The sequence below is a fragment of the uncultured Halorubrum sp. genome, assembly GCF_937146585.1.
Classification (GTDB): Archaea; Halobacteriota; Halobacteria; order Halobacteriales; family Haloferacaceae; genus Halorubrum; species Halorubrum miltondacostae.
Window position 1 is genome coordinate 1 of record NZ_CAKZRO010000144.1, and the last position, 23,378, is coordinate 23,378.

At 72.1% G+C, this 23,378-nt stretch carries 22 protein-coding genes; 14 read left to right on the plus strand and 8 right to left on the minus strand.

Features of this window, described 5'->3' with window-relative positions:
- Positions 1-637 (minus strand): aldehyde ferredoxin oxidoreductase N-terminal domain-containing protein (locus Q0116_RS12335; protein ID WP_297888772.1); only part of this gene is annotated, 637 nt, incomplete at its 3' end.
- Positions 638-748: 111 nt separating this feature from the next.
- Between Q0116_RS12335 and yqeC the strand changes: the two genes are divergently transcribed.
- Positions 749-1,480 (plus strand): selenium cofactor biosynthesis protein YqeC, encoded by a 732-nt coding sequence (gene yqeC, locus Q0116_RS12340; protein ID WP_297888775.1) that lies wholly within the window; start codon positions 749-751, stop codon positions 1,478-1,480.
- A 34-nt stretch (positions 1,481-1,514) separates the two neighbouring features.
- On the opposite strand, the gene Q0116_RS12345 is transcribed toward yqeC, so the two are convergent.
- Entirely contained in the window at positions 1,515-2,033 is a 519-nt protein-coding gene (locus Q0116_RS12345) for a hypothetical protein (protein ID WP_297888778.1), read from the minus strand.
- Between the two features lie 10 nt (positions 2,034-2,043).
- Positions 2,044-4,509 (minus strand): methyl-accepting chemotaxis protein, encoded by a 2,466-nt coding sequence (locus tag Q0116_RS12350; RefSeq protein WP_297888781.1) that lies wholly within the window; start codon positions 4,507-4,509, stop codon positions 2,044-2,046.
- Positions 4,510-4,724: 215 nt separating this feature from the next.
- Between Q0116_RS12350 and Q0116_RS12355 the strand changes: the two genes are divergently transcribed.
- From Q0116_RS12355 to Q0116_RS12365, 3 genes are all read left to right on the plus strand, one after another.
- A complete protein-coding gene (locus tag Q0116_RS12355; RefSeq protein ID WP_297888783.1) occupies positions 4,725-5,042 on the plus strand; it encodes a DUF5785 family protein in 318 nt (105 codons plus the stop codon).
- Positions 5,043-5,523: 481 nt separating this feature from the next.
- Complete coding sequence (locus Q0116_RS12360) at positions 5,524-6,618, plus strand: DUF1611 domain-containing protein (protein ID WP_297888785.1); 1,095 nt, start codon at positions 5,524-5,526, stop codon at positions 6,616-6,618.
- Positions 6,615-7,661: a dipeptide epimerase gene (locus Q0116_RS12365; RefSeq protein WP_297888787.1), complete on the plus strand. Its 1,047-nt coding sequence runs from the start codon at positions 6,615-6,617 to the stop codon at positions 7,659-7,661. The genes Q0116_RS12360 and Q0116_RS12365 overlap by 4 nt, the downstream gene beginning before the upstream one ends.
- Positions 7,662-7,784: 123 nt before the next feature.
- Here Q0116_RS12365 and Q0116_RS12370 read toward each other — a convergent pair whose 3' ends face one another.
- Positions 7,785-8,675, minus strand: coding sequence for a PspA/IM30 family protein (locus Q0116_RS12370; protein ID WP_297888789.1), 891 nt, complete (start codon positions 8,673-8,675; stop codon positions 7,785-7,787).
- Positions 8,676-8,842: 167 nt separating this feature from the next.
- Between Q0116_RS12370 and Q0116_RS12375 the strand changes: the two genes are divergently transcribed.
- Together Q0116_RS12375 and Q0116_RS12380 are read left to right on the plus strand one after the other, a co-directional pair.
- Positions 8,843-9,814 carry a sugar phosphate isomerase/epimerase gene (locus tag Q0116_RS12375; protein ID WP_297888791.1) on the plus strand — a complete coding sequence of 324 codons (972 nt, stop codon included), beginning with the start codon at positions 8,843-8,845 and terminating at the stop codon, positions 9,812-9,814.
- A gap of 16 nt (positions 9,815-9,830) precedes the next feature.
- On the plus strand, positions 9,831-10,964 hold the full coding sequence (locus tag Q0116_RS12380; protein ID WP_297888793.1) for a Gfo/Idh/MocA family protein: 1,134 nt from the start codon (positions 9,831-9,833) through the stop codon (positions 10,962-10,964).
- A gap of 58 nt (positions 10,965-11,022) precedes the next feature.
- On the opposite strand, the gene Q0116_RS12385 is transcribed toward Q0116_RS12380, so the two are convergent.
- Positions 11,023-11,490 carry a type IV pilin gene (locus Q0116_RS12385; protein WP_297888795.1) on the minus strand — a complete coding sequence of 156 codons (468 nt, stop codon included), beginning with the start codon at positions 11,488-11,490 and terminating at the stop codon, positions 11,023-11,025.
- Positions 11,491-11,644: 154 nt separating this feature from the next.
- Between Q0116_RS12385 and Q0116_RS12390 the strand changes: the two genes are divergently transcribed.
- Positions 11,645-12,253 (plus strand): YIP1 family protein, encoded by a 609-nt coding sequence (locus tag Q0116_RS12390; RefSeq protein ID WP_297888798.1) that lies wholly within the window; start codon positions 11,645-11,647, stop codon positions 12,251-12,253.
- Positions 12,254-12,341: 88 nt separating this feature from the next.
- On the plus strand, positions 12,342-14,555 hold the full coding sequence (locus Q0116_RS12395) for a DHH family phosphoesterase (protein ID WP_297888800.1): 2,214 nt from the start codon (positions 12,342-12,344) through the stop codon (positions 14,553-14,555).
- 36 nt (positions 14,556-14,591) lie between these two features.
- On the opposite strand, the gene fer is transcribed toward Q0116_RS12395, so the two are convergent.
- A complete protein-coding gene (gene fer / locus Q0116_RS12400; RefSeq protein WP_297888803.1) occupies positions 14,592-15,248 on the minus strand; it encodes a ferredoxin Fer in 657 nt (218 codons plus the stop codon).
- 156 nt (positions 15,249-15,404) lie between these two features.
- Between fer and fen the strand changes: the two genes are divergently transcribed.
- The 4 genes from fen to gcvPB all read left to right on the plus strand — a co-directional run bounded on the left by fen (position 15,405) and on the right by gcvPB (position 19,929).
- Positions 15,405-16,382 (plus strand): flap endonuclease-1, encoded by a 978-nt coding sequence (fen, locus tag Q0116_RS12405; protein WP_297888807.1) that lies wholly within the window; start codon positions 15,405-15,407, stop codon positions 16,380-16,382.
- Between the two features lie 235 nt (positions 16,383-16,617).
- Positions 16,618-16,998 (plus strand): glycine cleavage system protein GcvH, encoded by a 381-nt coding sequence (gene gcvH / locus Q0116_RS12410; RefSeq protein WP_297888810.1) that lies wholly within the window; start codon positions 16,618-16,620, stop codon positions 16,996-16,998.
- A gap of 172 nt (positions 16,999-17,170) precedes the next feature.
- Complete coding sequence (gene gcvPA / locus Q0116_RS12415) at positions 17,171-18,499, plus strand: aminomethyl-transferring glycine dehydrogenase subunit GcvPA (protein WP_297888813.1); 1,329 nt, start codon at positions 17,171-17,173, stop codon at positions 18,497-18,499.
- Entirely contained in the window at positions 18,499-19,929 is a 1,431-nt protein-coding gene (gcvPB, locus tag Q0116_RS12420) for an aminomethyl-transferring glycine dehydrogenase subunit GcvPB (protein WP_297888815.1), read from the plus strand. Before gcvPA ends, gcvPB begins: the two co-directional genes overlap by 1 nt.
- A 43-nt stretch (positions 19,930-19,972) precedes the next feature.
- On the opposite strand, the gene Q0116_RS12425 is transcribed toward gcvPB, so the two are convergent.
- Positions 19,973-20,752 (minus strand): helix-turn-helix domain-containing protein, encoded by a 780-nt coding sequence (locus Q0116_RS12425; protein WP_297888818.1) that lies wholly within the window; start codon positions 20,750-20,752, stop codon positions 19,973-19,975.
- Between the two features lie 165 nt (positions 20,753-20,917).
- Here Q0116_RS12425 and Q0116_RS12430 point away from each other — a divergent pair, with 165 nt between their 5' ends.
- Positions 20,918-22,156: a threonine synthase gene (locus Q0116_RS12430; RefSeq protein ID WP_297888820.1), complete on the plus strand. Its 1,239-nt coding sequence runs from the start codon at positions 20,918-20,920 to the stop codon at positions 22,154-22,156.
- Between the two features lie 29 nt (positions 22,157-22,185).
- Here Q0116_RS12430 and Q0116_RS12435 read toward each other — a convergent pair whose 3' ends face one another.
- Positions 22,186-22,662 (minus strand): cupin domain-containing protein, encoded by a 477-nt coding sequence (locus tag Q0116_RS12435; protein WP_297888822.1) that lies wholly within the window; start codon positions 22,660-22,662, stop codon positions 22,186-22,188.
- An 86-nt stretch (positions 22,663-22,748) separates the two neighbouring features.
- Between Q0116_RS12435 and Q0116_RS12440 the strand changes: the two genes are divergently transcribed.
- Positions 22,749-23,378 (plus strand): NAD(P)-binding domain-containing protein (locus Q0116_RS12440; RefSeq protein WP_297888825.1); only part of this gene is annotated, 630 nt, incomplete at its 3' end.

A 23,378-nucleotide genomic window follows, 5' to 3' on the forward strand; every position in this document is an offset into this window, starting at 1 on the left:
GGCGGGCGGCGAGGTCCTCAGGAACCGCCGGCGGGGGGTCGCGGGCGACGACGGCCTTCAGCCGCTTCGCGCCCATCACCGCGCCGGCGCCGCCACGCCCGGCGTGGTGGTCGCCGCCGTCGCTCGCGATCGTCGCGTACGCCGCCTCGCGCTCGCCGGCCGGGCCGACGCAGGCGACGCCGGCGTCCGGGAACCGCTCGGCGGTCTCGGCGGCGTCGTCGCCCCACGCGTCGGTCGGCTTGACCCTGGCGCGACCCCCCTCGACCTCGATCCGGACCGGTCCGTCGGCGGCCCCGGTCACGAGCAGGCCGATACAGTCGTCGAGCGACCCCGCGAGCCGGACGGCGAAGTCGCCGCCGGCGTACGAGTCGAGGAACCCGCCGGTGAGCGGCGACTTCGTCACTGCGGCGTACCGGGTCTCTCCCGGCAGGAAGCCCGCGAGCGGCCCGACGAGGAACGCGAGGAGATTCTCCGGCCCCGTCGGGTCCGTTCCCGGCGAGAGTTCCTCGTAGAGGTAGCGCGCTCCGATCCCCTTCCCGCCAACGAAGTCGCGTCGCCAGTCCCGCGGGACCCGTTCGCTGGTAGTCTCGCGCGTCGAGAGGTCCACGCGAATGACTCGGGTGCGGTTTCGGCGCATCCGGTTGACCTGCGTGGCGGAGTCGTATCAATTTGTCCGCCGCCGCGACGCCGCCGGTCGGCCGCCCGTCCGACCGCCAGAGTGAGGTCCGATGCGACTGAACGCCCCGGCATGGACCTGACGACCGCGCTCGACGCCCGCGACGCGACCGTCTGCGTCGTCGGTGCGGGCGGCAAGAAGTCGACGCTGTTCGCGCTCGCCGACCGCCTCGACCGACCGGTGGTGACCGCCACCGTCCGGATACCGATCTTCGACGACCGGGTCGCCGCGGTGCGCGTGACCGAGGACCCGGTGGCCGCGATCGACGGGGCCGGCGACGGCGACTGGCCGCTCGGGCTGGTCTCGGAGCGCGAGCGGTCCGACCGCTACCTCGGGTACGACGCGGACACGGTCGCCGAGGTCGCCGACGCCGCGCCCGGCGCGACGCTCGTGAAGGCGGACGGGGCGCGCCTCCGCGAGTTCAAGGCGCCGGCCGACCACGAGCCGCAGATCCCGGCGAACGCGGACGTCGTCGCGCCGGTCGCGAGCGCGCATGCCGTCGGCGAACCGCTCACCGAGGAGCTCGTCCACCGCCCCGAGGAGGTCGCCGCGATCACCGGCCGCGAGGTCGGCGACGAGATACGCCCCGCGGACGTGGCGACCGTCCTCGCGAGCCCGGCGGGCGGGCTGAAGGGCGTCCCCCGCGGCGCGACCGCGATCCCGATCGTGAACAAGGTCGACGACGAGGCGGACGCCACGGCGGCCCGGGCGGTGGCCGGGGAGATCCTCATGCGCGCGAACGTCCCGCGCGTCCTCCTCACGCGGTTGACCGCGGAGGACCCGGTCGTCGAGGTCGTGGAGTAACGCGCGCTGCCGGGTCGCGATCGCGCCGATCCCGTCAGATCTGCTCCGCCAGTATCGTCTCGCCCTCGTGGCGGACGACGACGCGCTCCGGGACGGTCGCCTCGACGAACGCGACGGCGACGGAGTACGGGTGGGGTTCGGCGACGTCGGGGCAGGCGTCGCCGTCCCAGTCGGGGTCGTCCTCGGCGGCGAGCCGGAGTCGGAGCGCGTCCCCGTCGAGCGTGACTTCGGACAGCGTCACCCGGTAGCAGCGGCGAGACCCGGCGAGGAGGCGGCCGACGACGACCAGCCGCGGCGGCGCTCGGCCGAGCTGTCGGCGCACCGCGGCGACGTCGTTCGGAGCCGTCTCGGCGCCGTCGATTTCGCCGTCGTACTCGCGGCGGAACGTCACTGTCGCGTCGGCGACCGTCGTCGGGTCGTCGCCCCGCGGCGGCGCGGGGCAGCCCGCGAGCGAGGCGGCCGAGACGGCGGTCGCGGACGCGAGGAGGGCTCTGCGGTACACGTCGCGGACGACGGCGAACGGCGTGAAGTGCTTTTCGCGGCCGACGCCCATCCGACTCCCTTCAGTCGTCGCCGGGGACGGCCTCGCCGTCGACCTCCGAGCCGCCGTCGGCCGAGGCCTCGGCGGCGTCGGTCGGTCCGAACTCGAACTCGTCGACCGCGTCTTCGACGCGCGTCTCGCCTCCGTCGCCGTCACCGGCCGCATTCGCGCCGTCGACGACCGGACCGTCGCCGTCGGCGACCCCGGTTCCGGCCTCCGCGGCCGCCGCCTCGCGGGCCTCGAACTCGTCGGCCAGCGTCCGGAGCTCGTCGGCGCGCGACGACAGCGACTCCGCGCTCGCCGATATCTGGCCGATCGCCGCGGTCTGTTCCTCCGCGGCGGCGGAGACGTTCTGCGCCTCGCTCGCGGTCTCGGCGCTCACCTCCGCGACCTCGTCGATCATCGAGACGGTCTCCTGCGTCGACTCCGCCTGCTGGTCGGTGGCCTCGTTGATGGACTGGACGCCCGCGTTGGCGTCGTCGATGCTGTCGACGATCGTCTCGAGCGTGGCGACGGTCTCCTCGACCACCGCCCGCCCCGCCTCCACGTCGTCCTCCATCGCGAACATCCCCTCCGCGACCGACTCCGTGGAGGCCTCGACGCCCGCGATCAGCTCCTCGACCTCGGTGGTCGCGTCCGCGGTCTCCTCCGCGAGGTCCTTCACCTCGCGGGCGACGACCGCGAAGCCGGAGCCGGCCTCGCCGGCCCGGGCGGCCTCGATGGAGGCGTTCAGCGCGAGGATGTTCGTCTGCTCGGCGATGTCGTCGATGAGGTCGACCACCTCGCCGATGCGCTCGACCTCGTCGCGCAGCTCGCGCATCTCCTCGACGGTGTGACCGACCTCGTCGTCGATCCGGTCCATCCGCTCGATCGCTTCGCCGGCGTCGTCGCGGCCCGCCGCGCCGGTCTCGGCGATCTCGGCCGACTGCTGTGCCAGCTCGTCGGTCGAGGAGGCGATCTCCTCGACGGTGGCCGAGAGGTCGTCCAGCTCGGCGGCCGCGGTCGCGAGCGTCTCCTCCTGCCGCTCGGTCCCGACCGAGATCTCCTCGACGCTGTCGGCGACGTCGACGCTCGTCGACTCCACCTCCTCGGCGGAGGCGGTCACCTCGGAGCTCCGCTCGCCGACCGTCTCGGCGGCGTCCTGGATGCCGACGACGAGCGCCTCCAACTGGTCGAGCGTCTCGTTGAGCGACTCGGCGATCGCCGTCATCGCCTCGCTCTCGCTCTCGGGGTCGAGCCGGCGGGTGAGGTCGCCGTCGGCCACCGCGTCGATGGTCGCCTCGTACTCGTCCGCCTTCGTCTCCAGATGCGTCGACAGCGACTCCGCCTCCTCGCGGGCCGCGGCGGCCTCCTCGGCGGACTCCTCGACGGCCGCGATCTGCTCGCGCATCGTCTCCCTGATGCGGTCGAACAGCGCCGAGAGCTGGCCGAACTCGTCGGTCCGGGCGCGTTCGATGTCGACGTCGAGGTCGCCGGCCTCGATCGCCTCGGCGTACCCCCGCAGGTCGTCGACGGAGCCGTTGACGTCGCGGACGACGAACCCGCCCACCGCGAGCAGCCCGACGACGGAGATGGCGATCAACAGTAGGACGGTCCGCGTGACGTCGCCGACGGTCCCGTACACCCGGCCCTCAGGGGCCGCGACGACGACGGCCCACGGCTTGCTGTCGATCGGCGCCGTCGCCGTGGCGACCGCCGACCCGTTCACGACCGTCTGCTCGTCGTCGGTGACGTCGACCGCGACCGGCTCGGTGACGCCGGTCCTCAGGTGCGAGAGCTCCTCGACGAGGAAGTAGTCGTTCAGGATCGCGTCGCTGTTCGACGCCAGCGCGACCTTCCCCGTGCGCGTGGAGACGACCTGCATGTTCCCGCCGTCGACGGGCGAGGTCAGGAGCGCCCCGCGCTCGGAGAGGTCGACGGTGATGACGATCGCCTTCCCGGGCACGTTGTTGATCGGGCTGACGAACCCGAGGTGGTTCTCGCCGTCCTGCTTGTACGGCTCGAAGGAGCGGACGTCGTTCGCGTTGGCGAACGCGTCCGGGCCGACCGCCCACGGCCGCTCGGACCGGGCGTACGTCGTGCCCTCGGTCGTCGGCGACGTGCTCACGGTCACCTCGTTCGACTCCATGTTGTAGTAGTGAACCTCGAGCACGTACTCGGGGAGCATGTCGGCGTTGGCCCGCAGCTCGTCCCGTACCCGTCCCTCGCTGGACGACTGGACGCCCGAGGACGACGAGACCCGGCGCGTGTACCCGTTCATGTCCTCGACGAACCCGTCGATCCCCTGGGCCTCGCGTTCGGCGGAGCTCATCATCGCCTCGCGGGCGTCCGACTCGACGCTGCCCTGGACTTGGTCGACGGCGAGCGCGCCCGCGCCGAGCAACACCGCGGAGACGACGACGACTGCCGCCGCGATTTTGAACGCGTATCGGCCGCGGAGACGATCGAAGAGGCGTCGGAGGAGACGTGTTCCGTCGTCGGCTGGCATACCTCGCTGTTCTGACAGCCGTACATAAACGACAGTAGCGAAATATCAGGCTGGAGAATTAGAGCTGAAACTCCGGACAATCGTCGCACTCGCCGGGGACAGTTCCGATCGAACTGGGCGCGCGCCCGGCGGCGAGCGGGTATCGAGGCGACTATGATCTGAAGCCCGACCGCCGCATCCGAAACCACTATCCCCGATCCGGCGAATCCACCGGTATGGACTGGCCACACGACCCCGACGGCGAGCAGGGGAGCGAGGGCATGCGGCAGTACGGCCACGCCGTGCTCGCGAAGAAGATCGACGAGGGGGAGGACTTCCCGCTGACCGCGGCGGAGTACGTCGAGCAGTACGGCGACCACCCGATCCGGATCGACTTCGAGACGGTCGTCTCGGTCGAGGAGATCTTCGAGCACGTCGAGCAGGAGGAGTTCGCCGACTTCGTCGAGTTCCACCAGGAGCTGGGTCGCGCGATGCGCGAGAACGGATACTGGTTCTACGAGGGGGCGGACCAGTTCGTCGACGGCAGCGCCTAATTACTCGGTCAGTTACTCGTGAGTAGTTGCTAGCGTAGCGACCGCGAACACCTCCAAAGCCCCAGCCGGGAGGACTCGCGCGGCTTGCTGCGCGCCTCGCTCGCGTTGCTCGCTGCGGTGCTTGCTACGCCGTGCTCCGTCCTCCCGGCTGCCCCTTTGAGTCCCGCCCCTCCGGAAGACGTTCCTGCTCGCTTCGCTGCGCGGGCTGCGACTTCCGTGCTCCCGCTCGCTTTGCTCGCGGGAACGCACGGCACCGCAGCCGCACCCCTCCCCACTCTCGTCGGTCGCCTCGCTTCGCTTCGGCGACCGACTCCAGCGAGGGACCGGAGGTCCCTCTGACAGCCGGCGCGTAGCGCCGGCGACCGCGCGCGTGTGACTCGCGCCCTACGGGCACTCGTCGGCACGCGCCGCCGCAGTCCGTCTTCGCGTCCCTCAGTCGACCCTCGACCCTTTTAAGAGCGCCCGGGGCGAGCGACCCACCATGGACCACGAGCGGATCGCCGTCCTCGCCCACGAGAAGTTCCCCGACCGCGCGAAGACCGCGCTCGGCGTGCTGCGCTACGGCGACCAGGACGTCCGGGCCGTCCTCGACCGCGACCGCGCCGGCGACCGCGTGAGCGACCACGTCCCGGACGTCGCGGACGCGCCGATCGTCGCGTCGTTCGACGAGGCGCACGCGGCGGCCGACGGCGACCTGGACGCCCTCTACGTCGGGATCGCCCCCATCGGCGGCGGCTTCGACGAGTCGTGGCGGTCGGACGTCGAGGCCGCGATCGAGGCGGGCTGCGACGTGGTGAGCGGCCTCCACTACTTCCTGAACGAGGACGACGAGCTGGCCGCGCTGGCCGCCGAGCACGGCGTCGACCTCGTCGACGTCCGCGAGCCGGACGACGACCTCACGGTCGCGACGGGCGCGTCCGGCGACATCGACGCCGACGTGTTGCTCACGGTCGGCACCGACTGCTCGGTCGGGAAGATGACCGCCTCGCTGGAGATCGTCGCGGCCGCCCGCGAGCGGGGGATCGACGCCGCGTTCGTCCCCACGGGCCAGACCGGGATCATGATCGCCGGCTGGGGGAACCCGATCGACCGCGTCGTCTCCGACTTCACCGCCGGGGCCGTCGAGGAGATGCTCGTCGCGGTCGGCGGCGACCGCGACCTGCTCGTCGTCGAGGGACAGGGGAGCATCGTTCACCCGGCCTACTCGGCGGTCACCTGCGGCATCCTCCACGGGTCGATGGCGGACGGGCTCGTCCTCTGTCACGCCGCGGGCCGCGAGGTCGTCCACGGCTACGAGGAGTTCGCCCTCCCGCCGCTCGCCGACTTCGTCGACCTCTACGAGGACCTGGCGACCCCGGTTCACGAGACGAGCGTCGTCGCGGGCGCGGTCAACACGAAGGACGTCGACGGCGACGACGCGGCCGCCGAGGCGGTCGCCGCGTTCGCCGCCGAGACCGGCGTCCCCGCGACCGACCCCGTGCGACACGGCGCGGACGCCATCGTCGACGCCGCCCTCGACGCCGGACTGGGCGCGGGCGACGCCGCGGACGCCGACGGGGAGGAGGCGGCCGAATGAGCCTCGACGCCGAGTTCGAGCGGGTCTCGCTGCCGCTCGAGAACGCGTTCACCATCTCGCGGGGGACCCAGACGGCCGCCGAGAACGTGATCGTCCGAGTGACGGACGACGCGGGGATGACCGGGGTCGGCGGCGCGGCGCCGTCGACCCACTACGGCGAGACGGCCGACACGGTCGCGGCCGTCATGCCTGACTTGCTCGACGCGGTCGAGCGCGTCGGCGACCCCCACGCAGTCCACGAGATCGAGGCGGAACTGCGGGGAGTCGTGAACGGCAACCCCGCCGCTCGCTGCGCCGTCTCGATAGCGGTCCACGACCTCGCGGCGAAGCGGCTCGGCGTCCCCCTCCACCGCCTGTGGGGGTTCGACCCGACCGACGCGCCGAAGACGTCGTTCACGATCGGTTTAGACGAGACCGACCGCGTGCGCGAGAAGGCGGCCGACGCCGTCGCGGCGGGCCACGACGTGTTGAAGATCAAGCTCGGCACCGACCGCGACCGGGAGCTGATAGACGCGGTCCGCGAGGCGGCGCCCGACGCCCGGCTCCGCGTCGACGCGAACGAGGCGTGGACGCCGAAGGAGGCGGTCGCGAAGAGCGCGTGGCTCGCCGACCGCGACGTCGAGTTCGTCGAGCAGCCGGTCTCGGCCGACGATCCGGAGGGACTCCGGTACGCCTACGAGCGCGCCGAACTGCCGATCGCCGCCGACGAGTCCTGCGTGACCGCGGCGGACGTGCCCGCGATCGCCGACCGCTGCGACATCGCGAACCTGAAGCTGATGAAGGCCGGGAGCCTCTCCGAGGCGCGGCGGGTGATCGCCGCCGCGCGGGCGCACGGTCTGGAGGTGATGTGCGGCTGTATGATCGAGTCGAACGCCTCCATCGCGGCGGCGGCGCAGCTCGCGCCCCTGCTGGACTACGCCGACCTCGACGGGTCGCTGCTGCTCGCCGAGGACCCGTACGAGGGTGTCGACCTCGCGGACGGCGAGATACGGCTCACCGAGCAGGACCGCGCGGGGACCGGCGCGCGCTCTACGTCGGAGTGAAGCGGAGCGAGTAGGACTGAAGCGGGGAGCACCGATAACGGGCGAACAGCGCAGAGACCGCGGGGACCACGGCAGTGGGAGGGGTCGCGGGGACTACGAGGACCGACTCTCGGCCGTTCTCGATCAGTTCCGCGGTTCGTCGGCCGTCGAGTCGGACTCCTCCACCTCGACGTCGAGCTCCTCGTCGAGGTTGACGTCGGAATCACCGTCGTCGAGGTCGGCCTCCAAGTCGTCCGCGTCGATCTCCGACTCAATGTCGGAGAGCTCGGCGTCGACGTCCTCGTCGCTGACGGCGTCGTCGCCGTTCGACGACTCGCCCTTCCCGAGCTCGCCTTTCAGCGTCTCCAGCTCGGCGTCGACCTCGCTGTTCGTCGAGAGGCTCTCCAGCTCGCGGTCGATGCTGTCCTTGTCGGAGAGCGCGTCCTCGAACGCGCCGGAGTCCTCCAGCTCGTCCATCGCCTCCGCGCGCGCCTCCATCTCCTCGGTGCGCTCCTCGGCGCGCTCGATGGAGCGGCTCACGTCCTCCATCTCGTCGCCGACGCCCGTCATCGCCTCGGAGACGCGGGAGGACGCCTCGGCCGCCTCGTAGCGGGCCTTCATCGTCTCCTTCTTCGTGCGGAACTCCTCGATGCGGTTCTGGAGCTTGTTCTTCTTCTCGACGAGCTGCTCCTGTGTGTTGTTCAGGTCGGCGATCTGGCCCTCCAGCTCCTCGATCTGGGCCATCTTCGACTTCTTCTTCTCGAGCGCCTTCCGCGCGAGGTCGTCGCGGTCCTGCTGGACCGCCTCGCGGGCCTGACGGTTGTGCTTCTCGACGTTCTCCTCGAGCTTGCGCTGCTGGATCTCCAGGCGCTTCTTCTGGGTCGTCAGGTCGGCGATACCCTGTTTGACGTCCTGGAGCTCGTCGCGCATCTGTTCGTACGAGTAGTCGAGCGACTCCGTGGGGTCCTCCGCCCGGTTGAGGAGGGAGTTCACCTTCGAGCGGATGACGTAGGAGGCGCGAGAGAGGATACCCATGTCGCGTCATACGCGTTCCACCCGTTAAAACCTCATGCGGTTCGCGGCGCAGCGCCGGCGTCCGCGGCGGGAACGCGAGGCGGTCCTCGGAGACGGCCGTCTCCGACACCCGAGCGCCGCGGCGACCGCCCTGAACACTTATTCCGAGCGTCGGTGTAGCCGTGCGCATGGACATCGGCGTGCTGACCGTCCCCCTCGGCGGCGAACCGATCGACGACGCGGCCGCGTACCTCGCCGATCTCGGGGTCGACGCCGTCGAGCTCGGCGTCGGCGGGTGGCCCGGCGAGGACCACGTCGACCGCGGAGCGCTCCTCGACGACGGGGCGGCGCGGGAGGAGCTGCTCGCGCTGCTCGACGGCCGCGGGCTGCGGATCTCCGCGCTGGCGACGCACAACAACCCGCTCCACCCCGACGAGGAGCGGGCCGCGACCGCCGACCGCGAGCTGCGCGAGGCGATCGAACTGGCCGACCTGCTCGGCGTCGGCACCGTCACGTGCTTCTCCGGGCTCCCGGCGGGCGCGCCCGGCGACTCGACGCCGAACTGGGTGACCGCGCCGTGGCCGACCGAACACGCCGACGCGCTCGACTACCAGTGGGACGAGGTGGCGATCCCCTACTGGCGCGACGTGGCGGCCCACGCCGATCAGCACGGCGTCGACGTGGCGATCGAGATGCACCCGAACATGCTGGTGTACGAGCCGACCGGACTGGTCGCGCTCCGCGAGGCGACCAGCGACCGGATCGGGGCCAACTTCGACCCCTCGCACCTCTACTGGCAGGGGATCGACGCGACGGAGGCGATCCGGTTCCTCGGCGAGCGCGACGCGATCCACCACGTCCACGCGAAGGACACCGAGGTGTACGAGGTCCGGAGCCGCGTGAAGGGCGTCCTCGACACGACGGGCTACGCCGAGGAGGCCGACCGCTCGTGGCTGTTCCGCTCGATCGGCTACGGCCACGGCGAGGGACACTGGAAGGACGTGGTCTCGACGCTCCGGATGGTCGGCTACGAGGGGGCGCTGTCGATCGAACACGAGGACTCGCTCACGTCGTCGCGAGAGGGGTTAGAGAAGGCCGTCGACGTGTTGGACCGGGCGGTGTTCGAGACGGAACCGGGCGACGCGTACTGGGCGGAGTGAGGCGGGGGAGGATCCGATGACACGAGAACCACTGAAGATCGGCGTACTGGGGTATCGCTTCATGGGCAGGGCGCACGCGAACGCGCTCGCGCGACTGCCGATGTTCTTCCCGGACGCGCCCGACGTCGAGCGGCACACGCTCGTCGGGCGCGACGAGGCGGCGCTGGCGGACGCGGCCGAGCGGTTCGGCTTCGCGCACACCGCGACCGACTGGGAGGCCGCGATCGACGAGGTGGACGTCTTCTACAACCTCGGCCCGAACCACGTCCACGCGGAGCCGTCGATCGCGGCCCTCGAAGCCGGGGTTCCCGTCCTCTGTGAGAAGCCGCTCGCGCCGACGCTGGAGGAGGCGGCGGCGATGCGCGACGCGGCGGCCGCGACGGGCGTCACCGCCGGCACGGCGTTCAACTACCGGTTCGTCCCCGCGATCCGCCACGCGAAGCGGCTGATCGAGGACGGCGAACTCGGCGAGATCCGACAGGTTCGCGGTCGATACCTCCAGGACTGGCTCGTCGACCCCGAGGCGCCGTGGGCGTGGCGGATGGACGCCGAACTGGCCGGCTCCGGCGCGCTCGGCGACCTCGGCGCGCACACGATCGACCTCGCGAGGTTCCTCGTCGGCGACCGGGTCGGCGGGCTCGACCGCGTCTCGGGGAAGCTGACGACGTTCGTCGACGAGCGCCCCGTCTACGACGAGGACGGGTCGGTCGCGGAGTATCGGGACGTGACCGTCGACGACGCGTACAGCGCGCAGGTCGAGTACGAGACGGGCGCGACCGGGACCTTCGAGGCGAGTCGGGTCGCCGCGGGCCACAAGAACGACCACGCGATCGCGGTCCACGGGACCGAGGGGAGCCTGACGTTCTCCTTAGAGCGGCTCAACGAACTGGAGGTGCTCCGCGCGGGGAACCGCGGCTACGAGACGGTGCTCGTCACCGAGGAGTCGGACCCGTACGTCGACCGCTGGTGGCCACCCGGCCACGTGATCGGGTGGGAGCACACGTTCGTCCACGAGAACTACGAGTTCCTCTCGGCGGTCGCCGACGGCGACGCGTTCGAGCCGTCGTTCGAGGACGGGTACGCGGTCCAGCGGGTCCTCGCGGCAATCGAGCGCGCCGCCGAGCGGGGCGAGTGGGTCGCGGTCGAGTGAGCGCTCGTCGACGGCGAAACCGGAGGAACCGCGTCTGCGCCGCGCCGCCTCGTCGGCTTCAGACGCCGACCGCGCCGCCGGGCGCGCTCCCGCCGTTCTCCTCGCTCCACTCGTCGATCGCGGACTCCTCGCCGTCGTAGCTCCCCAGCGTCTCCTGGTTGTCGAACGCGACCGGCTCCCAGACGACGTCGAAGTTCTCGTTGCCCGTCGCGTTCGGAACGGGAACTTTGTCACCCGGCCTGACGACGCCGTCGCCGGGCCACGCGCCGAACTGGACGTTCCCGTCGGGGTCCTCGCCGCGGACGTACAACTCCTCGGCCGGGACCGGTTCGGGGCCGAGCGCGACGACGACGAGGGTGCCGTTCTCCTGTTGGCCCTCGAACTCGGCGTCCGGCGGGGCCACGCCGTCGATGAGGCCGAACACCGCCGCCCCGACGATGGCGAGCAGTAACACGACGACCCCGACGAGCAGCCCCGTCCCCGCCAGCGGGGTGAACCCGCGCTCGTCGTCTCGGAACGCGACCATTCGACCGACACTCAGACGGGACCGACATAAGGGTTTCCGGACCACGTATCAGCGCTGATAAGTTTGGTCGCGCCGCGCCCGCCGACCCGGGACCGCCCCCGGGCCGAACCGGAAGCGGGTTATTCCGCGCGACCGAACTCCGACCGTGTCTGGGATGAGCGATTCGTCGGGCGGTCGCCCCCGCGGGCTGCGCGGCGTCGCGCGGACCTGGGTCGAGGTGCTCGTTCGGCCGCGGCGCGCGTTCGTGAACGGGATCACGCCCGGCGACCAAGCGCCGGCGCTGACGTTCGCGGTCGCCGTCGCCGCCGCGTTCACGCTCGGGTGGATCGTCGCCGACCCCGGAGCGATCCCGGGCGTCGTTCCCTCGTCGCCGGCGCTCTCGGGGATCGTCACCCTCCTCGTCGTGATGGCGCTCGCGGCGCCGGTCGGCCTCCACCTGACGGCCGCGATCGCGACCGTCGGGGTCGTAGTGGCGAGCGTCGAGTTCGCGGACGGGCTCGGGTTCCGCGAGCGCGGCGGCGTGAGCGAGACGGTCCAGGTCGTCGCGTACGCGAGCTCGCCGATGGCGTTGGCCGGGCCGGCGATACCCGAGCTCAAGATCGTCTGCGGCGCCTACGCCGCGGTGCTGCTGTTCGTCGGGTTCCGCGCGGTCCACGGCCTCTCCCCGGTCCGGACGGTCGTGGCCGTCCTCCCGCCGGCCGCGCTCGGCTACGGCGTCGGCTACCGCGTCGTGGCCGCGGCGCGGACGCTGCTCGGCGCGTGACGTGACCGCCGGCGCTCGCCTCGTGGCCGTCGTGCGGCCAGCGTGCTTTCGACAACCGTTTTAGGCCCGAGACTCTCGGTGTATTCAAATGGGATCCTGTATCATCTGTGGCACCGACGTCGGGGGGGGTCGCGTCTGCGACTCGCACCAGGAAGACGTCGTGTTCGACTTCCGCGGCGACGCACCCGACGATCTGGTTCCGAGCCGATTCTACCGGGGCGTCGTCGACGGGTACGCCGAGTTCGGCGTGTTCGTCGACCTCGCGCCGGGCGTCACCGGACTGCTCCACCGCTCCGAGCTGGACCGCCGCCTCGACAGCCTCGACTGGGAGCCGGGCGACGACGTGTTCGTCCAAGTGAAGGGCGTCCGCGACAACGGCAACGTCGACCTCGGCTGGTCGATCCGGCAGGCCGACCGCGAGTTCCGCGGCGTCCTGATCCAGGAGTCGTCCGGCGAACACCTTCCTGACGAAGACGTCGACGACGACGCCGAGGAGTCCGCGGCCGACGACGAGAGCGACGCCCCTGAGTCCGGGGACACGGACGGGGCGGAAGCCGACGCGCCGGTCGACGAGGCCGACGACGCTGCGGAGGTCGACGAGGGTGACGGGACCGACGACGCCGAGGAGACGGACGACGTCGACGAGGAGCCGGTAGAATCCCAGACGACGAACACTCACGAATCGGACGCGGCCGCGGACGACGGCGGCGAGGCGGCGGAGTCCGCGTCCGCGACGACCGCGGACGGAGAGGAGTCCGCCGAGGTCGACGCGGGCGGGTCCGACGCGGACGATTCGGAGCCCGAACGCGTGTCGATCACGACCCTCGGCGACGCTGTCGGCGACTCGGTCCGGATCGAGGGCGAGGTCGTCGGCGTCCGCCAGACCGGCGGCCCGACCGTGTTCGAGATCAGCGACGAGACCGGTGCGGTCGACGTGGCCGCGTTCGTGGAGCCGGGCGTCCGGGCGTACCCGGACGTCGAGGTCGGCGACGCGGTGCGGGTCGACGGCGAGGTCGAGAGCCACCGCGGCGACATCCAGGTCGAGTCCGACGCGCTCGTGCTCCTCGAGGGCGAGGACGCCGAGACGGTCCGCCGCCGGCTCGCAGAGGCGCTCACCGACGAGGCGCGCCCCGAGGGGCTCCAGCCGCTGGCCGGCGACGAGACGGTCGCCGAGCTCGCGGACGGGCTGCTCGACGCCGCCGAGGCGGTCCGCCGCGCGGTCCTCGAGTCCCGCCCGATCGTCGTGCGCCACCCGGCGACCGCCGACGGCTACGTCGCCGGCGCCGCGGTCGAGCGCGCCGTCCTCCCGCTGATCCGCGACGAGCACGCGAAGAGCGATGCGGAGTACCACTACTTCACCCGCCGCCCGCTCGACGAGCCGGTGTACGGGATGGACGCGGCCACCAACGACGCGACGCGGATGCTCCAGGACCGCGACCGCCACGACGAGAAGCTCCCGCTGTTCCTCCTCGTCGGGGCCGGCTCGACGACGGAGTCCGCCGACGGCATCGACCTCCTGTCGGTGTACGGGGTCGACGCGGTCGTCGTCGACGCCGCGGTCGCGGACCCCGAGACCCGGGACGCGGTCGACACGCTCGTCTCGCCGGAGCTGGCCGACGCCGACGGCGACGAGACCCTCTCGACGGGCGCGCTCGTCGCCTCGCTGGCGTCCGCGATCAACGACGAGGTCCGCGCCGACCTGCGGCACCTCCCGGCGGTGAGCTACTGGGCGGACGCCCCCGAGCGGTACGTCGACCTCGCGCGCGACGCGGGCTACGACGCCGAGCGCGTCGCGGAGCTCCGCGAGGCGGTCGCGCTTGAGGCGTACTACCAGTCGTACCAGGACAAGCGCGAGCTGATCGCCGACCTGCTGTTCTCGGACGGCGGCGACCTCGCGGCGCACGTCTCCGAGCAGTTCCGCGAGAAGCTGGAGACCGAGGTCGAGACCGCGGACGCGAACGTCGTGACCGAGGCGGTCGACGGCGTCGAGTTCGCGCTGCTCGACACCGACGGCTACACCCACCGGTACGACTTCCCGCCGACGCCGCTCCTCTTGGACGACCTCCATCGCCGCCGCGCCGACGGCGAGCCGTTCGCGACGGTCGGCGTCGGCACCGACGAACTGTACGTCCGCACGACCGCTGACGTCTCCGTCCGCGACGTAGCCGCGCGCGCGGCCGAGCTCGCCCCCGCGGCGGACGTCGCCACGGCCGGCGTCCGCGAGGGGAAGATCGAGTTCCTCTCCGGCGAGCGCGACGCGGTCGAGGACGCCGTCGTCGCCGCCGTCGCCGAGTCGTTCTGAGGCGCTTCCCGGTCCGTTTTCTCGGCCGCGACCCGGTCAGCGACGCGTGAACGGTCCCGGCGGGAGGATGAGGTCGTCGAGCTCGGGCCGCTGTTTCACGTTGAACACGACCGACAGCTCGTCGGTCAGCGGGTAGCCGTTACAGGAGAGCCGGAAGCCCCGCTCGGCGAGGTCGTCGGGCATGATGTGGTCCGTCGGCTGCGAGAGGTCGCCCTCGGCGAGGTAGACGGCGCAGTTCGCGCAGGCGCCGCCGCGACACGAGAAGGGCCACGCGAAGCCGCTGCGCTCGGCCGCCTCCAGCAGGCTCTCGTCGGGGTGGACGAGCAGCCGGCCGTGGGCGTCGGGGCCGAGGTCGGCGTGGGCGGCCTTCCGGAACAGCTCGTCGTCGTCGAGCGACCAGCCGTAGTCCACGACGGCCTCGTAGTCGAGGAACTCGACGCGGGTCGACCGCGGCTCGCGCGCGCCGTCGTCCTCGGTGAGGTCGACGTCCGCCGGGTCGACCCCGTCGTCGCTGCCCTCGCCGTCCCCGTCGCGCTCCGACAGCTCCCGATAGGCGCGGCGGACGAGCTGGAACTCCTCGGTCGAGCCGCCCTGGTCCGGGTGCGCGCGCTTCACGCGCTCGCGGTAGGCCCGTTCGACCGCCTCGTCGTCGGCGTCCTCGTCGACGTCCAACACCTCGAACGGGGAGACCATTCAGACGGCGCTCCGTACGCGCGTGACGCACATAAACTGCCCAGAAGTCGGCAGGCGGATCGCGACGGGAGTCGAGCGGCCGTCGGGCGGGAGTCGCGGGCCGACCCCCACCCCGACCCGTCAGCGTTTAACAGCGACGCGCCCCAGAGTGGGACGATGGGAAACGCCGACCTGCGCGACCTCGCGTCGATCCGCGACGTCCCCTTCGCGGAGCTCGAAGGGAGCGTCGTCGCCGTCGACGCACACAACTGGCTGTACCGGTACCTCACGACGACGGTCAAGTGGACGTCGGACGAGAAGTACACCACGGCCGACGGCGTCGAGGTCGCGAACCTCATCGGGGTCGTCCAGGGGCTCCCGAAGTTCTTCGAGCACGACCTCATTCCGGTGATGGTGTTCGACGGCGCGGTCACCGACCTGAAGGCCGACGAGGTGGCCGACCGGCGCGAGAAGCGCGAGGCGGCCGAGGAGCGCAAGGCGGCCGCCGAGGAGCGCGGCGACGCGGTCGAGGCCGCGCGCTTGGAGGCGCGCACGCAGCGGCTCACCGACACGATACAGGAGACGACCCGCGAGCTCCTCGAACGGCTCGACGTGCCGGTCGTCGAGGCGCCCGCGGAGGGGGAGGCGCAGTGCGCGCGGATGGCCGCGACGGGGACGGTCGACCACGCCGGCAGCGAGGACTACGACACGCTGCTGTTCGGCGCGCCGACGACCCTCCGACAGCTGACGAGCAAGGGCGACCCGGAGCTGATGGACCTCGCGGCGACCTTAGAGGAGCTCGGCCTCGACCGGCAGGGGCTCGTCGACGTCGCGATGCTCTGCGGCACCGACTTCAACGAGGGCGTCCGCGGGATCGGGCCGAAGACGGCGGTGAAGGCCGTCACGGAACACGGCGACCTCTGGGGCGTCCTCGACGCCCGCGACGCGGAGATCCCGAACGCCGAGGCGATCCGCGAGCTGTTCATGGACCCGCCGGCGACGGAGGTCGCGGTCGATACGGACGTGAACCCGGACGTGCCCGCCGCCCGCGAGTACGTCGTCGACGAGTGGGGCGTCGCGGCCGACGAGGTCGAGCGCGGGTTCGAGCGCATCGCCGAGTCGCAGGTCCAGACCGGGCTCGACCGCTGGACCTGACGGGCCGCGGCGCGGGGATCTGACCGGGCGGTCCGTGGCGGCGTGCGGCGGCTCAACCGCCGCGAACACACCTTTTATTTCCTCGTCGTCAGAAGGGTGAAACACACGTGTCGCGGACCGCCTCCCGATCGCGGACGCCGCCGGCGGCCGGCCGACGAGTCGTCGCCGTCGACGACGCCGTCGGCCCGGCGACGTCGCGGGCCGGCGTCCGAGCGGGCCGCGGCGACTCTGACCAATGAGCTTCGACGTTCCCGACGACAGACGGTACTTGGAATCGCACGAGTGGGCGACGACCGGAGACCCCGTTCGGATCGGCGTCTCCGACTTCGCGCAGGACGAACTGGGCGACGTGGTGTTCGTCGAACTCCCCGCGGTCGGCGACGAGGTCGCCGCCGGCGAGGCGTTCGGCGTCGTCGAATCGATCAAGGCCGTCTCGGACCTGTACGCGCCCGTCGCGGGCGAAGTCGTCGCGGTCAACGAGGAGCTGTTCGACCGCCCGGAGCTCGTCAACGAGGACCCGTACGGCGACGGCTGGATGCTCGAGGTCGCCTCCGCCGAGGGGGGCGACGCCGAGGGGCTCCTCGACGCCGACGAGTACGACGACCAGATCGCCTGACCGCCACGGACGCGACCCCGGGGCGGGCGACGGCCCCGGTCGAACCACTACCCGGACACACGACCATGACCACGCTACCTTCCGACTCCACGCGACCCGTGGACCGACGACCCGCGACCCGAGGAGCCACCGACGACCGACCGACAGACTGCGGACCGAACGGGACGAACCGATGAGCCGGGCCGACGGCACGCCGTACGCGCCCCACACCGACGCGGAGACCGCGGCGATGCTGGCGGCCATCGGCGTCGACGACGAGGAGGCGCTGTTCGACATCCCCGAGCCGGTCGCCTTCGACGGCGACTTCGGGATCGAGCCGCGGACGGAGCGCGAGATCCGCGACGAGTGCGCGCGGATCTTCGAGCGCAACGACGACCTCACGGAGTTCCTCGGCCGGGGCCACTACGCCCACTACGTGCCGAGCGTCGTCGACCACCTCTCGGACCGCGCCGAGTTCCTCACGAGCTACACCCAGTACCAGCCGGAGGTGTCGCAGGGGTTCCTCCAGGCCCTCTTCGAGTACCAATCGATGCTCGTCGAGCTGACCGGGCTCGACGTCGCGAACTGCTCGATGTACGACGCCGCGACCGCCCTCGGCGAGGCCGCGACGCTCGCGGACCGCGTCCGGTCCACGTCGGGCGACACCGTCCTCGTGCCCGAGCAGCTCCGCGAGGGGAAGCGGGCGGTGCTGGAGAACTACTGCGACGGGGCCGACCTGACCGTCGAGACGTACCCGATGGCCGACGGCACCGCCGACGTCGACGCGATCGCCGACCGCGCGGGCGACGACGTCGTCATGCTGTACGCGGAGAGCCCGACCGTCCGCGGCTGTCTCGAGGAGCGGCTCGCGGCGATCGGCGACGTCGCAGACGAGACGGACGCGCTGTTCGCGCTCGGCTCCGACGTCGTCGCGCTGTCGGTGCTCGAATCGCCCGCGGCGGTCGGCGCCGACGTCGTCGTCGGCGAGGCCGGCTCGCTCGGGCTGCCGACCAGCTACGGGATGGGGCTCGGCATCTTCGCCTGCCGCGACGACTTCCTGCGGCAGGTTCCGGGCCGACTCGTCGGCGCGAGCGAGGACGCGAACGGCGACCGCGCGTACACGCTGACGCTCCAGACGCGCGAGCAGCACATCCGCAAGGAGCGCGCCACGTCGAACATCTGTACGAACCAGGCGTGGGTCGCGCTCCGCGCGGCGATCCACGCGGCGACGCTCGGCCCGGACGGGCTCGTCGACCTCGCGAACGACTGCGTCCGCGAGGCCGAGGCGCTGGCGGCCCGGATCGACGGCCTGTCGGGCGCGACCGCGCCCGTCCACGACCGTCACCACTTCCGCGAGTTCGCGGTCCACGTCGACCAGCCCGCCCCGGCCGTCGCCGAGGACCTGGAGACCGAGGGGTTCGCGGTCCACGCGATCGACGACCACCTGCTTCAGGTGTGCGTCACCGACCTGAACGCCGGGCGGACGGACGGACTCGTCGCGGCCTTCGAGGGGGTGCTCTGATGATCCACGACCAGGCGAACTACGAGCGAGGCGACGAGGACGTTCGGGAGCCGCTGCTCTCGGAGAAGGGCCAGGAGACGGTCGACGTGCGAGAGGACTCCCCGCTCCCGGAGGACCTGACCCGCGACGAGCTGACGCTGCCGAACCCCTCGGAGCCGGAGACGGCGCGTCACTACACCCGGCTCTCGCAGATGAACTGGGCGATCGACGCGGGGCCGTACCCGCTGGGGAGCTGTACGATGAAGTACAACCCCAAGTTCACCGAGGACGTGGCGGCCGACCCGAACGCCGCCGTCCACCCCGACCGCTCGGGCCGCTCCGCGCAGGGGAACCTCGAGCTCCAGTACCGGCTCCAGAAGATGCTCGCCGACGTCGGCGGGATGGACGCCGTCACGCTCCAGCCGCCCGCGGGCGCGGCGGGCGAGCTGACCGGGATCCTCGTCACGAAGGCGTACCACGAGCACCACGGGAACGACCGCTCGGAGGTCGTGATCCCGGCGTCGGCCCACGGGACGAACTTCGCCACCGCGGCGACCGCCGGCTACGACGTGGTCGAACTCCCCTCTGGCGAGGACGGCCGCGTCGACCTCGAGGCGCTGGAGGCGGCGGTGGGCGACGAGACCGCCGCGCTCATGCTCACGAACCCGAACACGGTGGGGCTCTTCGAGCGCGACATCACCGAGATCGCGGATATCGTCCACGACGCCGGCGGCCTGCTCTACTACGACGGCGCGAACCTCAACGCGCTGCTCGGCCGCGGCCGCCCCGGCGACATGGGGTTCGACGTGATGCACTACAACGTCCACAAGACGTTCGCGACCCCCCACGGCGGCGGCGGTCCCGGGGCCGGCCCGGTCGGCGTCGTCGACGAGTTGGCCCCGTTCCTCCCGACGCCGCGGGTGCGCGAGTCGACGGAGGGGTCGGGGTACGAGCGGTTCGAACCGGCCCACACGATCGGGCGGGTCCACGGCTTCGCCGGCAACTGGCTCGTGCTGATCAAGGCGTACGCGTACATCGCCCGCCTCGGCGACGAGGGGCTCGCCGACGCGGCGGCGAAGGCCGTCCTCAACGCGAACTACCTCGCCGAGCGGATCGACCTCGACGTGCCGCACGGCCCCTTCCACCACGAGTTCGCGGCGACCGCGAGCGACCGCGACGCCGCCGACGTCGCCAAGCGCATGCTCGACTTCGGCGTCCACCCGCCGACGACGAAGTGGCCGGAGATGGTGCCGGAGGCGATGCTGACCGAGCCGACGGAGATCGAGGGGCAGTCCTCGCTCGACGACCTCGCGGAGGCGTTCAACCTCGCGTACGCCGACACCGACGAGGCGCTCGACGCGGCCCCGAACCGCACGGCCGCGGCCCGGATCGATCAGGTCGGCGCCGCGCGGGACCCGCGGCTCTCGTGGCAGGCGCTCGACGCGGAGTAAGCCGCTCGACGAGCAGTAAGGCCGCTCGAACGCCCGCGTCCGGCTAGTCGGCGTCGAGCTTGTCGGCGTCGCCGTCGTCGGCGTCGAGCGCGACCGCGCCGGAAGGCGACCGGGTCACCGCCGCGCTCCCCTCGACGTCCGGGCCCGGGGCGAACGGCCCGTCGCCGTCGACGAACCGCCGCATCACGCGCCCCTCCGCGCGGTGGAGCGTCTCGCTACAGGTCGACTTCGCGATGTCGTTCGCCGCCGCCAGCTCCGTGAGCGTACAGCGGCGCGGCGTGTCGTAGTACCCCGCCCGGACCGCCTCGAAGACGAGCTCGCGCTGGGCCTCGGTGAGCGTCCGATCGGAGCCGTCGGTGCCGGTCGCGGCGACCCCCACGGTCACGCCGTCGCCCGCGAGCCGCCGGCCGAACGCCTCGATCCGATCTTGGTCCCCGACGACGGTCACGGTCGCGCGACCGTCCGCGACCGCCACGGCCGACTCGATCGGGAGGCCGACCGCCCGCGCCGCGGGGAGGTACGCGGGAGCCTCGCCGACGACCCGGAGCGTGCGGACGTCGCCGCGGCGCCGAACCGCCGTCGCGCGCTCGACGCGCTCGTGGTCGGCGAGCGCGCGCTCGACGCGGTCCCGGTCGGTGCCGCCGACGAGGACGGTCGCAGCCGCGTCGCCGTCGGTCTCCGCCCGGTCGTCGACGCCGGGGGCGCCCGCGTCGTCGACCGCGATCGCCTCCGCGACCCGGAGCGTCGCCGAGGGGACTGCCCGCGAGGCGTCCCCGAGCCACGACCCGGTCGGGAGGTCCAGTCGCAGTTCCGTTCGGCTCATCGCTTCCACCTCGACTCGCTCGGCGGCTCGGTCGCGGTCGCTGGGTCGGGCATCTCGTGAAATCGTAGGACCGCGAGCCCCCTCGTCGTATCGCTTCATACGTTTCAGACATAAGTACCCGCCGCGACCACAGCACCGAAGGGGCCGGCGCGCGAGCGCGTCGCCATGGAGACGACAGACGCGTTCGTCGGCCTCACCTGCGTCGACTGCGGGGAGACGTTCGACCCGGAGACGGCGACGCACCGCTGTCCCGACTGCGACGGCATCCTCGACCCCGACTACGACTACGATCGGATCGACCTGACGCCGGAGACGCTCGACGCCCGCCCCGACGGCTCGATGTGGCGGTACGACGAACTCCTCCCCTTCCCGGCCGAGACCGCGGTGTCGCTCGGCGAGGGGGCGACGCCGCTCGTGGAGTGTCCCGGACTCGCCGACGCGATGGGCGTCGGTCGCGTCTTGCTGAAGGACGAGGGCGCGAACCCCACGGGGACGTTCAAGGACCGCGGGCAGGCGGCCGCGATGACGGCGGCGCGCGAGCACGGCGCGAACGAGGTCGCCCTGAACAGCGCGGGCAACGCGGGGCAGGCGGCCGCGGCGTACGCGGCCCGCGCCGACCTCGACGCGCACGTGTTCCTCCCCTCGCGGGCGGGGTTCACGCAGAAGGCGATGACGGAGGTCCACGGCGCGGACCTGACCGTCACCGACCCGATCGACGGCAACTCGCAGATCGGCGACGCCGGGGCGGCCTACGCAGAGGCGATGGACGACCACCCGGAGTGGTACTCGACGAAGACGTTCGTCACGCCGTACCGCCACGAGGGGAAGAAGACGATGGCGCTGGAGGTGTTGGCGCAGCTCGACTGGGAGGCCCCGGACGCGGTCGTCTACCCGACCGGCGGCGGGGTCGGGCTCGTGGGGATGCACAAGGCCGCTCGGGAGGCGAAGAAGCTGGGGTGGACCGACGAGCTGATCCCGATGTACGCCGCGCAGGCCGCGGGCTGCGCCCCAGTCGTCCGCGCCTACGAGTCGGGCGCGGACCGCCACGAGCCGCTCGCGGACGACGAGGTCGACACGGCGTGCAACGGGATCGCGATCCCGGACCCGGGCGCGAGCCACCTCATCTTGGAGGCGATCCGCGAGTCCGACGGGGGCGCCGTGGCGACCACGGACCGGGAGATCCTCGACGCCGCCATCGACGTGGCGCGCACCGAGGGGCTTGAGGTGGGCGCGACCTGCGCGGCCGCCGTCTCGGGGGCGTTCGCGCTCGCGGAGTCGGGCGAGTTCGGCCCCGACGACACCGTCGTCCTGCTCAACACCGGCGCGGGCAACAAGGACGTGGACGCGCTGCGCGCGCACCTCGGCGAGCGGGAGGCCGAGGCGGACGAGGACGACGGGGCCTGAGGTCGCGGGCAGCGTCGGTTCCGGTGGCCCTACATCTCCCAGTAGTCGACGTCGTCGTCGGCGTCGTAGTACCCGGACAGCGAGCGCTCCTCGCGGCCGCCCGGCGGCGACCCGACGAAGACGCCGAACGTCCCCGAGTCGGGGTACACCGTCACGTCCGGCTCGGTCATCGTCGACAGCGCGAGGTAGCGCACGGGCTCGTCGCCCTCGTTGACGACGCGGTGCGCGCCCGACTCGTCGGCCGCGAAGGCGACGTAGTCGCCGGCCGCGATCGACTCCGTCTCGCCCCCGCGACGGAGGGTGGCATCGCCGGCGAGGACGTAGATCGCCTCCCCGTTGGCGGTGTGATAGTGGTACGGCCACGACTTCGCCCCGGCGGGGAGCTCGTAGAGGCTACAGCCGATCGCCTCGCCGTCGGCCGCTTCGGCCAGCTGTTTCCGCCGGAATCTGGTCTCGCCGCGGTCCGTCTCGCTCCAGTCCAGATCGTCTTCGTGAACGCGTCCCATAGCCGCGGCACTCCGCCCGCCGTCAAAACGGTTCGGGGGCGTGCGGCGCGTCGAGACGGGGTCCGTCGGCGCGCACCCGTCGACGAATCGGAGCCGAGACCGTCCGGCGAACCGGAACCACTACGGCGGGCGGTCGCCACCCCTCGCGCATGGAACTCGGGGTCATCGGACTGGGGCGGATGGGGCAGATCGTCGCGAACCGGTCGCTGGCGGCCGGCCACGACGTGGTCGCGTTCGACCTCTCGGCGGAGGCGACCGCGGAGGCGGCCGAAAACGGCGCGGAACCGGCCGATTCGGTCGCGGACCTCTGCGACCGACTGGGAAGTGAAAAACGGATCTGGCTGATGGTGCCCGCCGGCGACGCGGTCGACGCCACGCTCGCGGACCTGGAGCCGCACCTCGACGGCGAGGACGTCGTCGTCGACGGCGGCAACTCCCACTTCGAGGAGTCGGTGCGCCGCGCGGAGGAGACGGACGCCGCGTACCTCGATTGCGGCACCTCCGGCGGCCCGGCGAGCGCGGAGGCGGGCTTCTCGCTGATGGTCGGCGGCCCCGAGTGGGCCTACGAGGCGATGGTCCCCGTGTTCGACGCGGTGGCGACCGGGCCGGACGGCCACGACCGCATGGGCGAGACCGGGTCGGGCCACTACGTCAAGATGGTCCACAACGGCGTCGAGTACGCGCTGATGCAGGCGTACGGCGAGGGGTTCGAGCTG

Excerpts from the sequence above, each read along its gene's own strand:
- yqeC (WP_297888775.1), top strand. The coding sequence starts at position 749 with ATGGACCTGACGACCGCGCTCGACGCCCGCGACGCGACCGTCTGCGTC.
- Q0116_RS12345 (WP_297888778.1), bottom strand. The coding sequence starts at position 2,033 with ATGGGCGTCGGCCGCGAAAAGCACTTCACGCCGTTCGCCGTCGTCCGC.
- Q0116_RS12350 (WP_297888781.1), bottom strand. The coding sequence starts at position 4,509 with ATGCCAGCCGACGACGGAACACGTCTCCTCCGACGCCTCTTCGATCGT.
- Q0116_RS12355 (WP_297888783.1), top strand. The coding sequence starts at position 4,725 with ATGGACTGGCCACACGACCCCGACGGCGAGCAGGGGAGCGAGGGCATG.
- Q0116_RS12360 (WP_297888785.1), top strand. The coding sequence starts at position 5,524 with ATGGACCACGAGCGGATCGCCGTCCTCGCCCACGAGAAGTTCCCCGAC.
- Q0116_RS12365 (WP_297888787.1), top strand. The coding sequence starts at position 6,615 with ATGAGCCTCGACGCCGAGTTCGAGCGGGTCTCGCTGCCGCTCGAGAAC.
- Q0116_RS12370 (WP_297888789.1), bottom strand. The coding sequence starts at position 8,675 with ATGGGTATCCTCTCTCGCGCCTCCTACGTCATCCGCTCGAAGGTGAAC.
- Q0116_RS12375 (WP_297888791.1), top strand. The coding sequence starts at position 8,843 with ATGGACATCGGCGTGCTGACCGTCCCCCTCGGCGGCGAACCGATCGAC.
- Q0116_RS12380 (WP_297888793.1), top strand. The coding sequence starts at position 9,831 with ATGACACGAGAACCACTGAAGATCGGCGTACTGGGGTATCGCTTCATG.
- Q0116_RS12385 (WP_297888795.1), bottom strand. The coding sequence starts at position 11,490 with ATGGTCGCGTTCCGAGACGACGAGCGCGGGTTCACCCCGCTGGCGGGG.
- Q0116_RS12390 (WP_297888798.1), top strand. The coding sequence starts at position 11,645 with ATGAGCGATTCGTCGGGCGGTCGCCCCCGCGGGCTGCGCGGCGTCGCG.
- Q0116_RS12395 (WP_297888800.1), top strand. The coding sequence starts at position 12,342 with ATGGGATCCTGTATCATCTGTGGCACCGACGTCGGGGGGGGTCGCGTC.
- fer (WP_297888803.1), bottom strand. The coding sequence starts at position 15,248 with ATGGTCTCCCCGTTCGAGGTGTTGGACGTCGACGAGGACGCCGACGAC.
- fen (WP_297888807.1), top strand. The coding sequence starts at position 15,405 with ATGGGAAACGCCGACCTGCGCGACCTCGCGTCGATCCGCGACGTCCCC.
- gcvH (WP_297888810.1), top strand. The coding sequence starts at position 16,618 with ATGAGCTTCGACGTTCCCGACGACAGACGGTACTTGGAATCGCACGAG.
- gcvPA (WP_297888813.1), top strand. The coding sequence starts at position 17,171 with ATGAGCCGGGCCGACGGCACGCCGTACGCGCCCCACACCGACGCGGAG.
- gcvPB (WP_297888815.1), top strand. The coding sequence starts at position 18,499 with ATGATCCACGACCAGGCGAACTACGAGCGAGGCGACGAGGACGTTCGG.
- Q0116_RS12425 (WP_297888818.1), bottom strand. The coding sequence starts at position 20,752 with ATGAGCCGAACGGAACTGCGACTGGACCTCCCGACCGGGTCGTGGCTC.
- Q0116_RS12430 (WP_297888820.1), top strand. The coding sequence starts at position 20,918 with ATGGAGACGACAGACGCGTTCGTCGGCCTCACCTGCGTCGACTGCGGG.
- Q0116_RS12435 (WP_297888822.1), bottom strand. The coding sequence starts at position 22,662 with ATGGGACGCGTTCACGAAGACGATCTGGACTGGAGCGAGACGGACCGC.